Source organism: Bradyrhizobium sp. Leo78 (assembly GCF_059512425.1).
The window spans coordinates 235,844-248,108 of the sequence record NZ_JCAMOT010000006.1; the positions used below are offsets into that span (position 1 = coordinate 235,844).

A 12,265-nucleotide genomic window follows, 5' to 3' on the forward strand; every position below is an offset into this window, starting at 1 on the left:
ATTGCATCAGCGATTTCTAAGACATCCGTTGAAAATTGCGCCGCGATCTAACTTCGGTGGTTCACTCGAAGGAAAACGACCGCGGGTGGAACTTTCGGTTTCGCTCCGAGTCATATTTGTGACGGGATGCAGCCCGCCCGCGGAGGAGGGAAGCGAAGGGAGTGATCATGCCAAAGTCCCGCCTTGGCATGGCTGCGGCTGGCCTTGCCCTGGTCGTTCTAGGAGCGCTGCCGAATGCGGCCGAGGCGGGCTTACGCCTGCGCGTTGGCGGCCCCGTTGGTGTCGCGCGCTTCGCGATGGCCGGCATGCTGTCGGTCGCAGGTCTCCGTCACGCACGTATGGCGGCGCGCCACAGCCGCGTCCGAATGGCTGCCTTAAGACCGCAAGATCTTCGCCCCGCCGCCGAGTCGACCCGCCCGAGCGAGCGCGCGCAGCTCACCGCCATCGCGGCGCTGGCCGGCTGGCAGGGCGGCCGAGCTGCGCAAGGCTGGTGGCAGCACGCCGACGGTTCATACGGCTGGGTCGGTCCGCTGTTCTGGCCGTTCGCCTATAGCGATCTCTATGAGTACGCGCTCCTCAGTGATGGCAGCGGCTTCTGGGGCTATGGCTACGGCGATCTCTACGCCGCGATCTTCTCGCCTTACGCTGCGAGCGATCTCCCAGCGTTTGCGGCCGAGCGCCCCGCCGGGAGGCGGCATCGCAAAGCGCCCTCCGTGCAGGAGGAGCTCTGTGGCGGCGACACCGCCGAGACGACCGGCTTTCCCCTCGAACGGATCGGCCGGGTGGTCGCGGCGAACGAGGCGCAACGCACAGCCTTCGACGAGCTCGCAAGCGCCTGGACTTCCGCCGGCGACACCATCCGCGCCTCTTGTCCAGCACAGGCCGCAACTACCGCGCTCGAACGGCTCGCGGCCATGCAGAGCCGCGTCAACGCGATGCTGAGCGCAGTTGAGGCCGTTCAGCCGCCATTCCAAAAATTCTACGATCTCCTGAGCGATGAGCAGAAGGCGCGGCTCAACGCGCCCCAACGCGACCGCCGCGCTAACGCTGAGGTCGCGAAGCTGAAGGAGATGCAGGACGCCGCCTGCCAGGCGAGCCGCGAACCGCAGGACGAGCAACAGGCCGAAAAGCAATACCGCCAGCTCGTCGCCCAGCAATGGCCCCTCGACGACATCGCTGCCGGCTTGAAATTGAACGATACCGAGCGCGCCGCGCTCGAATTGGTGCAGGACACCACGATGGGCACGATGGAAGCCTTAAGCGCATGCCCGCCAAAGGACGCGCTCACCCCGCCGGCCCGTCTTAAGGCCGCAAAGGCGCGGTTGGAAGCGATGCGAGAGGCGATCGGAAGCGTGAACGACGCGGTCGACGATTTCTATTGGTACCTGAGTGACGAGCAGAAGACGCAATTCGAGGGGCTCGGGCCGAAGAAGCGGGGGATGTGATTCTTCCATCCCCAAGCGGCGCTGATCGGCTAAGGCAGCACTTCGCATCCCCTGTCGCATTTGCGAGCAATTCGCTGGCTTGCGAGCAGTTTCGCAACGGCAACATTCCGCCCGGTCCGCCTCACGAGCCTCGTATCCGAGCCGCTGTACTCGCCGACACTGCTCTGAACTTTATGTTCAGCGCGGAGAGATTGGCAGGCATCCAAATTCCCTTGCTGATCTGGCGATCAGAATTGGAAGGCGGAGGTGTTGATCCGAGAAACTCCGCGCTCATTGCCGCCAGCTTGCCTGGAAAGCCAGAAACCCGCGTCGTGCCGACCGGTCACTTCGCTTTCTTCCGCCCTGCACGGCAGATCTGGACGAAACGGAGATCTGGACGAAACGGACTGCTACTGGCTCTTCTCAGCTTATGCGTCCGGCCGAATGTCCGGCGAGCCTGAGTGGCAGGTCAGCAACCCGCGCCGCTCAGGCGCCCTCTGCGTGAACGTTTAGTGACGTCCCAAAGGGGCCGAGTAGACAAGCGGCGGCGGGCGGTACGGCTGGGCCGAAATGCCGAAATTCTGCCCGTACTGCTGCCGAACCCCCGGTATGTTGATAACGCCAATACGGGTGTCCGGCGATCGCGCGTCGAGCGGCGGCTGATTCGTGATCGGAGGATTGACCTTGTTGACCTCGCCCATCAAGCGTTTGTTGAGATCGTCATAGCCGCCTTTGGCATTGCCGGCGTTTCCGGAATTGCCGCGGGCGGCGCTGTTGTTTCCTGAACCCTGCTGCGGCCCGAGGTCGAGAGCCGGCGGCAAATTATTCCGCTGCGGATCGACGCTCACGGGCGGAAGGGACATCGGCGGCTCCTCGGTCTGAGCCATAGCGACTCCCGCCACGGCAACAGCCGTCAAATTGATAAGCAATAATAGGCGCATCCCAATCACCTGCTCGACACTTACGATAGCGGCATCCCTTGAATATAATGCGCAGATTGCAAAAGCGTATGTCTTGCGCAGGGATGCGATTGAAATTCTACGCGCTCCGGCCGTTCCCGGTAAACCGTTTGTTGAAACGATGCCCAATCAGCATCTTCGGCAAGATCAACCCCAGGGTGATCGCAAGAGTGATCAGGAAGGCATTGATTCCATCCGCGAGCGTTGCCTGCAGCAAGCCTGAAACGTTACCTCCGCTCGCGACGAGTTCGAGGAGCCCATCCGCCATCCGGAATAGGAACACCCCCGGGATCAGCGAAACCACGGATGCAAAGGCAAGCCCCGCATAGGGCAACCTGAGACGTTCTGCCACAGGCGTGGTGATCGCTCCGACAATGAGGCAGGCGATGAAGGCGGCGCCCGACAGGCTGACGCCGGCGTTGGCCAAGAGGGCCCAACGCACGCCATGGGCGAACATCCCGATCAGGATCGGGACTGGCAGCATCCGCCACGGCATGGAGAAAAAGGTACCATAGGCGGACACCGCCGCACCCGCAGCGATCACGTCATAGATCAACGGGACCGGCGGCGACGGCGCCGATGCCGGCAGGTTGGCCCCGCCGAACGACAGTCCGGCGAGCAGGCCGATGCAGATCGAAAAGATGATCAGGCTGGCATAGACCACCCGGCAAATCCCGAGCGCCAGGCGTCCACGCGCAAGGTCGATCGTGCCGTTGAGAATGTGCGGGCCCGGCACCAGCACCATGCAGGGACAGACGGCAACGAGCCGCTGCATGCTGGAGGACAACTGGAGATCGACGACCAGCGCGCCGATCGCGCCGGCGAGCAGCGCGGCGGCGAGCGGCTGGGCGAACGGGTTATGGCTCCGCCCTGCAATCCAGCGGCGCAGGCAGGCGCCGAGGCCGGCGCTGACGGCGATGACGATCAGGCTTGCCACATGCGCGGCGCCGAAGATGATGCCGAGCGCGGCGGCGCCGATGGCGGCGAAGGATGCGAAGCGAATGAGCGAGACGGGCGGGCGAGCCTGCACCCTGGCAGGGCGGAGCGCAGCAGTTCTGGTGTGGAGGGGTGATCGCAGAAGTCGTCAATCAACTTGGTTGCGACAGCGACCTTTCCCATCTCGATGCCGACCGGCCTCGCCTCGACGGTCGTGCTCGCCACTCCGCCGCCATTCTCGATCGCGATGGTCACTCCGTCCCAGCGCAGAAAGACCCGCGCAGAAAAGCCGAGCGCTGTCGCCAGCCGCTCGACATACTCGGTCGTGCGCTCGCTCGTCTGGCCGTTCGTGAACAGCAATATCGCAGCCGTCACCAGCACGTCGAGCGCGCGCGCCGGATCGCAATCCGGGCTTCGGGCGGCGGCTGCCCTATCAAGCGGCTGGCTCATCGCATCAACAAAACCCAATCTCCGATCGAACGCGTATCAAAAGTGCGATACCGCCCGCCTCGCGGATGGTCTTTCCGATTTCCATAGCCGTTTTTCCGAATGGCCCGATGCCACGATTGTGGCGTTGATGGCACTGACTCCGCCCGACCTCGTCAAGGGACATCTCAACCTCGACGGCACCGCGATGAAGACGCTGAAGCGCGAGCGCTGCGCGGTCGTTCGCTGATCCCAGATCAGCTTTCGCCTGAGAGCCGGGCGTGACGTTCGCCGGCTGGATCGCGCCGGCCGGCCTCCGCGGATCACACCTGAGCGAGGGCCTTTTCGCGGCTTGCAATCAGAGCCCGCAACGGCTCTGCGACGGCAACAGAGCTGTGGGTCCGCTGGTCCGTGCACACCCACACGATTTCGCCGGTCGAGCGGAGATCGTCGCTGCCCTTGGCGAAAATGGCGAGCGCCAACGTGATCGAGGACCGGCCGATCCTCGCGACGCGCACGCAGACATCGATCTCCTCGTCGAACCGGATCGGCGCCTTGTATTCGACGACCGACCGTACAAGGTGAAAATCGACGCCGGTCTTGGCGACCTCGCCGAGATAGTCATAGCCGAGCGCGCGAAAATACTCGGTGATCGCGGTATCGAAATAGGTCAGGTAGTGCGCGTTGAACACCACGGCCTGCGCATCGACCTCGGAATAGCGCACCCGAAACGGGTGATGGAACCAGAAATCCTGGCGCATGCTTTCTCCTTCCACGAAGTATCGTCCATCCCTGATATCACGATCGCGACGGATGTGAGCTGCCCGTGAAGCCAAATTTGCGAACGGCTATCGGTCTGGAGGATTCTCCTTGCATCTGATGGAAAAATAGAAGGACTTCTGTTCCAGAACGGACCGGAATCGATGGCGGGGGTTGGTGGTCTCGCGAAAACGGTTTCGATTGTAAGCAATTGGCGGAAACGCCCGGCAAAGCACTTAATTGGGCGTGACCTTTTGCGATCACGGCGCAAGCCGTGCCGCCAAGCGGAAGGCGCCTGCGCAACGCGTGCCGGCGCTCCCCCTTTCTTGCTCCTGAGAATCTGCCATAGTAACGACAATGTACCCTGCCCTCACCATGCTGACCCCGCCGCGGATTGCAACCGACGCGTTCACCGACGCCGCTGCAGCGGTCGCGCGGCTGGAAGAAATCTACGAGCGCAACACTGCCTTCCTGCGAGATCATTTCGAGGCCTATGCCAATGGCCGGCCGCTCACGGCCCGCGTGCGCGCCAACTATCCGTTCGTGCGCATTGCAACCTCGACCTATGTGCGGGTCGATTCGCGCCTCGCTTACGGCTTCGTCGCAAGGCCGGGGATATATGAAACCACGGTGACGAGACCGGACCTATTCCGCACCTACCTCACCGAGCAGATCGGGCGATTGATCGACAACCATGGCGTACCGGTGGAAATCGGCGAGTCGAACGAGCCGATCCCGATTCATTTCGCCTATCGTCGCGACATCAACATCGAAGCTGCACTCACGCCCGGCGACAAATCGAACGTAATGCGATCGCTGCGCGATCTCTTCGATGTGCCTGACCTGGCCACCATGGACGATGCCATCGCCAATGGCACGCTCGAGCTCGCGCCTGGCGCTCCCGAGCCGCTGGCCCTGTTCCGCGCGGCACGTGTCGATTATTCGTTGCGCCGGCTTTATCATTACACCGGCACGGATCCGGAGCACTTCCAGAACTTCGTGATCTTCACCAACTACCAGTTCTACATCGATGCGTTCGCCGAGTTGAGCCAGAAGCGTCTGGCTGCGGGCGCGATCGGCCCCGACGCCTTCGTCGGCCCGGGGAACGTGATCACGCGCAACGCGCGCCTTGGCGGCGGCACGACCGGGATCGCGCCGCAACGCATGCCGCAGATGCCGGCCTTTCACTCGGTCGAGGTCGGCTATCGTGGCATTACCCTGATCAACATCGGCACCGGTCCGTCCAATGCACGCAACATCACCGATCATGTCGCGGTGCTGCGGCCGCACGCCTGGTTGATGCTTGGACACTGCGCCGGTCTCAGGAATACACAGCGGCTCGGCGACTACGTGCTCGCGCATGGCTATGTGCGCGAGGATCATGTGCTCGACGATGAGCTGCCGCTCTGGGTGCCGATACCGGCGCTGGCCGAGATGCAGGTCGCGCTCGAGGAAGCCGTGGGTGAAGTGACCGGGCTCGAAGGCTTCGAGCTGAAACGGTTGATGCGCACGGGAACGGTCGCAAGCGTGGACAATCGCAACTGGGAGATCGGCGATCGCTCGGTCATTCGGCGTCTGTCGCAATCGCGCGCGATCGCCCTCGACATGGAATCGGCGGCGATCGCCGCCAACGGCTTTCGCTTCCGTGTTCCCTACGGCACGCTGCTATGCGTCTCGGACAAACCTTTGCATGGCGAGATCAAGCTCGCGGGAATGGCGAGCGAGTTCTATCGGCAGCGCGTCGGCCAGCATCTCGAGATCGGCCTGAAGGCGCTCGAACGACTGCGGGAGCAACAATTGGAGCGCCTGCATTCGCGCAAGCTCCGGAGTTTCGCCGAGGTCGCGTTTCAGTAACGCGTCAGATTTCGCGCCGCTTGTCCACGTCAGCAAGCTTCAACCCACCAGGAATGTCTCCAGCTTCTCGCAGAAGAAATCCGGAACCTCCTCGGCAACGAAATGACCGCTATCCTCCGCGACGACACTCGTGAGATCGGCGGCCTGATCACGCAAGGATTCGGCGAGCTTGTCGCCGGCGCTATGACGCCCGGTGATGGTCATCACAGGTGGCATCAGTTTGCGTCCGCGCAGCGTCTCGGCGAGCTTCGCATCCTGGCGCAGCGCTCGATAGTAGTTGAACCCGGCCGTCATTCCGCCGGGGCGGGCGTAATGATAGGCGAACTCTGAAATGGCATCCTCGGAAATGGCCATTTTGTTGTGCGACCAGGCCCGAATCTGCGCGCGGATGTAGTCGCGCTCTCGCCCCCTGGTCAGCATCTCCGGAAACTCCGCCGCCACGTGAAATCCATAGTGCCAGGCTCCGCCGCGCAAGGCGTCCAAATTCTCGGTTCCCGGAAGCAGGCAGTCGACGAGCACCAGCTTGGAAACGGCTTGCGGATAAAGGTGGGCGAGGACATAGGCCGCCTTGCCGCCCATATCGTGGCCGACCACGTGGGCTGGACCGGGTCCCAGGTGCGCGATCAATGCGCGTATGTCCTCGGCAATCGTCTCCTTGTCGTATCCAGCCTCGGTGCGCTCCGATAGCCCGCACCCACGCAGGTCAGCCGCAACCACGGTGAACTTCCTGGCCAGTCGCGGCATGATGCCGCGCCAGGCAAACCACGTCTCGGGCCACCCGTGCAGCAGAACGACGACAGGGCCGGATCCCATGGCAACGTAGTGCATGCGGATGCCATTCACATCGACGAAACGACTAGACATCCCGGCCGGTATGTTAGTGGGCTCCGCGCTATCGAGCTTCTCTTGAGCAGAGACGGACTGAAGTCCGGCCGCTGTCGCAGCCGCGCCCGCGAGCAGTATCTGTGATCCTCCGAACAACAGTGATCGCCGGTCGAATTCCATCGTGCACCTCATCTTGGCCGAGTTCTTGCGCGGAATGTTCATCATGGACCGCACCGCGTCTATCCGCTATGAGCGAATGATCTGCATAACCAGGTGTTATGAATGGATCTGACCGCCGCCCTTCGTGCTTTCGTGCGCACTGTCGAGCGCGGCTCCATCACCGCCGCTGCCCGTGACCTGGGCGTCTCACAGCCCGCGGTGAGCAAGCTGCTGCGCAACCTCGAGCAGTATACCGGTGCGCGCCTGCTCGAGCGGACCGCGCGCGCGGTGCGCCCAACCCCGCAAGGCCTGATGCTCTACGAAGCAGGCGGGACCTCCCTGGCGGCCATCGATGCGGCGGTAGAGATGGTGCGCCGTGATATGGGCGAAGTCGGTGGCAAGCTGCGCATTCACGGCCCCGTCTGCCTTGGTGAAAGCCATCTGCACCGCATCGTCATGGACTTCCAAAAGCAGCACCCGACCGTATCGGTCGACCTCACGCTGGAGAACAGGGCGGCGGACCTCGTGCATGAAGACATCGACCTGGCGGTTCGCATGGGACGCCCGACGGACCAAAGTACCGTCCTGCGCAAGGTCGGCATCATCAAGCGCATCCTGGTTGCGACACCTGAGTACCTGGCAGAGCATGGTCCGGTCCGGCGCTGGCAGGCACTGACCGACCACGCGCTCGTCGTCACTGACGCGGTGCTGTCTCGTCGAGGAACACTGACGCTCTTGAGCGGCGCCAGAACCATCGAAGTGCCAGTCCAGCCTGTGCTGAAGACCAACAACGCGCGGGTCCTTATTGCGGCCTTGCTGACGGGCCGCGGCCTGGGTCCGGTACAGCTTCCATTGGTGACGGAAGAACTGCGTGCGCGACGTCTGGTGCAGGTGCTGCCGCAGTACGAGATTCGAGCGAGCGAACTCTACGTGGCTTATCCGACGTCGCGCTTCCTGAGACCTGCAGTGCGCGCCTTCATCGACTTCGTGGTACCCGCGCTGCGCGCTGTCGAGGGTATCACGTGAGCGCGGCGGAGGAACATCCACCACCGGCCTGAGTTACAGTTTTAGAGGGAACCCAGCGCGGCCCTTTCTCCTGCCGAGGACTGGATCATGACGGGCGGACGAGCGCAGATCAGCGACGTCAACATTGGTCTGCATCATCTCGCCGGCATACTGGGCGTACCCGAGGACGCGACTGCCATCGTGATCTTCGCGCATGGCAGCGGCAGCGGCCGCCACAGCCCGCGCAACAATCAGGTGGCGGCGGGCTTGCGCGAGGCGGGCTTTGCCACCCTGCTGCTCGATCTCCTCAGTGAGCAGGAAGAGCGCAACCGCGGCAACGTTTTCGATATCGGTCTGCTGGCGTCACGCCTCGCAGAAGCCGCGGACTGGGTCCATGCCAGGCCCGAATTCGCGGCACTGCCCGTCGGCTATTTCGGCGCAAGCACCGGGGCCGCGGCTGCACTGGTCGCCGCGGCCGAAGGGCAGAACGTCGGCGCAGTGGTCTCGCGCGGCGGACGGCCCGATCTCGCCGGCGAGGCGCTGCGCGCCGTCACCGCGCCGACGCTGTTGATCGTGGGCGGCGCCGACCTGCCGGTCATTCCGCTCAACCGTGCGGCCTTCGCCGCGCTTTCCTGCGAGAAGGATTTGGTCATCGTGCCACGAGCCGGTCATTTGTTTGAAGAACCCGGCGCGCTTGAGGAGGTCATCGAGCATGCCAAACGCTGGTTCCGCCGTTTCCTGTCATCGCCGCTGACAGGAACCTGCGACGAGCGCATCTTCGCCGACCGGCGCGAGGCCGGACGCCGGCTCGTGCCGACGCTTCTGAAGTTCAAGAACGACAACCCGGTGGTGCTGGCACTGCCGCGCGGTGGCGTACCGGTCGCATTTGAGGTCGCGCAGGCGCTGAACGCGCCGCTCGATGTCGTGCTGGTGCGCAAGATCGGCGCGCCCGGACACGAAGAGCTCGGGCTGGGCGCGGTGGTCGATGGCGCGAAGCCGCAGGTGGTGATGAACGACGAGATCGTTCGCGCCATCGAGCCCGGCGCCGACTATCTGAAGGCGGAGACATCCCGCCAGCTCGCAGAGATCGAGCGGCGGCGCTGCCTCTATCGCGACAGCGAGCCGCCCGTCGACATCACAGGCCGCACCGTGATCGTGATCGACGACGGCATCGCGACCGGTGGAACGATGCGGGCCGTGCTCAAGGCACTCTCCAGGGCGGGTGCGCGCCGGCTCGTGCTCGCGGTGCCGGTCGCTCCGCCCGATACGCTCGAGGCCCTGAACGCCGAAGCAGACGAAGTCATTTGCCTGATGAATCCGGAGTCGTTCTTTGCAGTCGGCATGCACTACCGGGATTTCAACCAGATCTCGGATCGGCAAGTGGTGGAGCTGCTGCGCCGCGCCAAGGGAAATGGCGGCCGTGCGTGAGCGACATCTCCTTGTTCAATTTCGCAGCCAGCAATCACCAAGCTCGCGCGAACATGGAGCCGAAGTCGGTAGCCTCCTCCCATACTTGACCATCTTGCACCAGCCGCCTATCTGGGCTTGCATCAGTCGCGGACAGGAGATGCAAATATGGCGATTGGCGATGTCGATGTGCTTGATTTGTGCAACAGCACAAAGCTGCGGCGTGCTGCTCGCCATGTTAACCGTTTCTACGATGCGCATATCGCGGCGTCCGGGTTACGTGTCACGCAATACGCGATTCTGGGTCATCTGAAGCAACGCGGACCGAAGTCGATGCTTGAGCTGGCAGAGATGCTGACCATGGACCGCGCCACGATCGGTCATAACCTTCGCCCGCTTGAACGTGACGGCCTGATCAAGATCGAGATCGGTCCGAAGGATCGGCGGGTTCGCCTCATCTCCATAACTGAGGCTGGTTTGGAGCGGTTTAAATTGGCGCGGCCGGGATGGGAACGTGCGCAGGCTGAATTCAAGACTGAGTTCGGTGCTTCCAACGTCCTTGCCATGCACAAACTCATGGACCAGCTTCTCTCGTGCGGTTTGGGCGAGCGCGGCGAGAAAGAGACTTCGGTGAAGGTTCAATCGAGCAAAACGGTCCAGGCCAGATCGGGACGGAATAGGCCGAAAGCGGCATATGGCCGTTCAAACACATCCCCCTGACCGCGAGATGTTTGAATCGCTCGTCGCCCAATGAATCCAGCTTGACCGCATAGTCCGCCACCTGACGTGGCGAGGCGCGCTCCGTCTACTGCACTGCGCCGCTAAGGCGCCACGCGCAAAAGTTCGAGTTCGTCGAGATCGATCGAAATCATCACCGTATCCATTTTTGGCCTTCCCTCGGCATCCGGAAGGTAAACCCGGCGCTTATGGGAGAATGTGATGCCTTCTGTCGCTCTGTGATCATAGCGATAGTGAGTAGCCTTTCGGCCGCCAAAAATCTCCACTGCGTAGTCATGCCGGCGGATCAGCCCGTTGCTATCGAAGTAGAGAGTCTGCTCCGTCGAGTGGGTGACTAACAACTTGGGAAACTTCAGTTTCAACGCACGCCAGGTCTCTCCGTCTTCCGCCCACGAACCGATTTCCTCTGTTTCGATCCCCTCCCCTACGAGGGAGAACGGCATGGTGAGATACATCCACATCGCGTAACCGGCAAAATAAGCCAATTGGGTCGCACTCCAGGGCGTTCCCATATCCCTGAATGACTCGCGCGGGTTATTCAGCTCCTCCAGAATCGTGCCATCGGAAGCTGCAATGGCCGTGCGCTTCGGCTCAAAAATCGCGCTTTGCCCAGAACCGAGGAAAGGGACGTAGACTGCTCTTTGCTCACGGGTGTCCACAGTCACCCTCGTTCGCTCCCTGGTGAAAGCGTCTTGTCCCCTTTGCTTGAAACTGAGCCCCCCAGGGATGAAGCTCGCGGAAATCTGTCGGAGCTGATTCCAACGAGCGAGTCCGCCGTGCGCTTCGATCGAAAAGCCAATCAGGTCATGCATACGCGCGTCCAAATCCCGAAAATGCCGTTCCTCAAGTCGAGAAATGTTTATCGTTCGTTGAGCTGACGTGGACGGACGGCCTACTGAAAGGCCGCCCGATTCTTCTCGACGAACTCACCGACGGTCATCGGCGGCCGACCGGCGATCTTCTCGACCAAGTCATTCGTCCCAGCGAAGATACCGTCGTTGTGGTCGATCGCTACCTCCTGTAGATGCTGTGCAAGGAACGGAATCTCCTGTCCGGTGACTTCGCGCGCCCACTGCTGCGCGGTGATCTTCTCGTAGCAGATTTCCTTGCCGAGGATTTTACCCACGGTCGCGGCGATTTCCGGAGCCGTAAGCTCGACGGGGCCAAAGAGGGGATAGATTTGCCCCTTGTGCGGCGCCGGATCGGCCAGGATCGCGGCGATGACAGCCCCCTGATCTTCCGCAGCAATGGGCGCATGGCGGCCCGTCGTGCCGAAAGGAACTGACATCCGGCCCGCGCGAATCATGTTTCGCATGTAGAGGAGCCAATCAGCGAAGTAAGTCGGGCGCAGGTGCGCGACGGGCGTCCCGGCCCAGTCGAACACGCGCTCCGACAGCCAGTGCTGAAGCGCAGCATCGCTTTTCGAATCCCGACGAGACGATTTCTGCGACATATTGACGATGAACTCGGCCTTGGCCTCAAGCGCAGCCTGCGCGAACTGCGCCGTCGCCTGGGTGATGCCGGGCCGGATCGGATAGACGAAGTATGCCCGCTGCGCCCCATCGAACGCACGGCGTACGGCTCGGAAGTCGAGGAGGTCGCCGACGACGATTTTGGCCCCCTCGGCTCGGAGCTTGCTGGAGCGCTCGTCATCGCGGTGAACGAGCGCCCGCACAGGAAAGCCCTGCTGCAGGAGAAGCTTGGTGGCAACGCGGCCGGTCGCACCTGTAGCGCCGGCGATCAAGATAGTCGGTTTCATCCTGGATACTCCCT

13 protein-coding genes are annotated in these 12,265 nt (G+C 62.6%); 6 read left to right on the forward strand and 7 right to left on the reverse strand.

Annotated features, from left to right (window positions below; all coding sequences use genetic code 11):
* The first annotated feature begins 188 nt into the window (after window positions 1-188).
* Window positions 189-1,445 carry a Spy/CpxP family protein refolding chaperone gene (locus AC5ZG1_RS10570; protein WP_496132849.1) on the forward strand — a complete coding sequence of 419 codons (1,257 nt, stop codon included), beginning with the start codon at window positions 189-191 and terminating at the stop codon, window positions 1,443-1,445.
* Window positions 1,446-1,933: 488 nt separating this feature from the next.
* Here AC5ZG1_RS10570 and AC5ZG1_RS10575 read toward each other — a convergent pair whose 3' ends face one another.
* The 3 genes from AC5ZG1_RS10575 to AC5ZG1_RS10585 all read right to left on the reverse strand — a co-directional run bounded on the left by AC5ZG1_RS10575 (window position 1,934) and on the right by AC5ZG1_RS10585 (window position 3,700).
* On the reverse strand, window positions 1,934-2,311 hold the full coding sequence (locus AC5ZG1_RS10575) for a hypothetical protein (RefSeq protein ID WP_496132800.1): 378 nt from the start codon (window positions 2,309-2,311) through the stop codon (window positions 1,934-1,936).
* 151 nt (window positions 2,312-2,462) lie between these two features.
* Window positions 2,463-3,413, reverse strand: a complete 951-nt coding sequence (locus AC5ZG1_RS10580) for a threonine/serine exporter family protein (protein WP_496132801.1) — start codon at window positions 3,411-3,413, stop codon at window positions 2,463-2,465.
* Entirely contained in the window at window positions 3,308-3,700 is a 393-nt protein-coding gene (locus AC5ZG1_RS10585; RefSeq protein ID WP_496132850.1) for a threonine/serine exporter family protein, read from the reverse strand. Before AC5ZG1_RS10585 ends, AC5ZG1_RS10580 begins: the two co-directional genes overlap by 106 nt.
* On the opposite strand from AC5ZG1_RS10585, the gene AC5ZG1_RS10590 reads away from it, so the two are divergent.
* A complete protein-coding gene (locus tag AC5ZG1_RS10590) occupies window positions 3,645-3,995 on the forward strand; it encodes a hypothetical protein (protein WP_496132853.1) in 351 nt (116 codons plus the stop codon). The two genes, AC5ZG1_RS10585 and AC5ZG1_RS10590, sit on opposite strands and share 56 nt — an antisense overlap.
* Window positions 3,996-4,068: 73 nt before the next feature.
* On the opposite strand, the gene AC5ZG1_RS10595 is transcribed toward AC5ZG1_RS10590, so the two are convergent.
* Window positions 4,069-4,506: an acyl-CoA thioesterase gene (locus AC5ZG1_RS10595; protein ID WP_496132802.1), complete on the reverse strand. Its 438-nt coding sequence runs from the start codon at window positions 4,504-4,506 to the stop codon at window positions 4,069-4,071.
* Between the two features lie 373 nt (window positions 4,507-4,879).
* On the opposite strand from AC5ZG1_RS10595, the gene AC5ZG1_RS10600 reads away from it, so the two are divergent.
* Window positions 4,880-6,358 (forward strand): AMP nucleosidase, encoded by a 1,479-nt coding sequence (locus AC5ZG1_RS10600; protein ID WP_496132851.1) that lies wholly within the window; start codon window positions 4,880-4,882, stop codon window positions 6,356-6,358.
* A 39-nt stretch (window positions 6,359-6,397) separates the two neighbouring features.
* On the opposite strand, the gene AC5ZG1_RS10605 is transcribed toward AC5ZG1_RS10600, so the two are convergent.
* Window positions 6,398-7,408, reverse strand: a complete 1,011-nt coding sequence (locus AC5ZG1_RS10605; RefSeq protein WP_496132803.1) for an alpha/beta fold hydrolase — start codon at window positions 7,406-7,408, stop codon at window positions 6,398-6,400.
* A gap of 57 nt (window positions 7,409-7,465) precedes the next feature.
* Here AC5ZG1_RS10605 and AC5ZG1_RS10610 point away from each other — a divergent pair, with 57 nt between their 5' ends.
* From AC5ZG1_RS10610 to AC5ZG1_RS10620, 3 genes are all read left to right on the forward strand, one after another.
* Window positions 7,466-8,368, forward strand: coding sequence for a LysR family transcriptional regulator (locus AC5ZG1_RS10610; RefSeq protein WP_496132804.1), 903 nt, complete (start codon window positions 7,466-7,468; stop codon window positions 8,366-8,368).
* Between the two features lie 87 nt (window positions 8,369-8,455).
* Window positions 8,456-9,775 carry a phosphoribosyltransferase family protein gene (locus AC5ZG1_RS10615; RefSeq protein WP_496132805.1) on the forward strand — a complete coding sequence of 440 codons (1,320 nt, stop codon included), beginning with the start codon at window positions 8,456-8,458 and terminating at the stop codon, window positions 9,773-9,775.
* Between the two features lie 147 nt (window positions 9,776-9,922).
* Window positions 9,923-10,474: a MarR family winged helix-turn-helix transcriptional regulator gene (locus AC5ZG1_RS10620; protein ID WP_456645822.1), complete on the forward strand. Its 552-nt coding sequence runs from the start codon at window positions 9,923-9,925 to the stop codon at window positions 10,472-10,474.
* Window positions 10,475-10,575: 101 nt separating this feature from the next.
* On the opposite strand, the gene AC5ZG1_RS10625 is transcribed toward AC5ZG1_RS10620, so the two are convergent.
* Together AC5ZG1_RS10625 and AC5ZG1_RS10630 are read right to left on the reverse strand one after the other, a co-directional pair.
* Window positions 10,576-11,304 (reverse strand): hypothetical protein, encoded by a 729-nt coding sequence (locus AC5ZG1_RS10625; protein WP_496132806.1) that lies wholly within the window; start codon window positions 11,302-11,304, stop codon window positions 10,576-10,578.
* Between the two features lie 80 nt (window positions 11,305-11,384).
* Window positions 11,385-12,251 carry an NmrA family NAD(P)-binding protein gene (locus tag AC5ZG1_RS10630; RefSeq protein WP_496132807.1) on the reverse strand — a complete coding sequence of 289 codons (867 nt, stop codon included), beginning with the start codon at window positions 12,249-12,251 and terminating at the stop codon, window positions 11,385-11,387.
* Window positions 12,252-12,265: the final 14 nt, after the last annotated feature.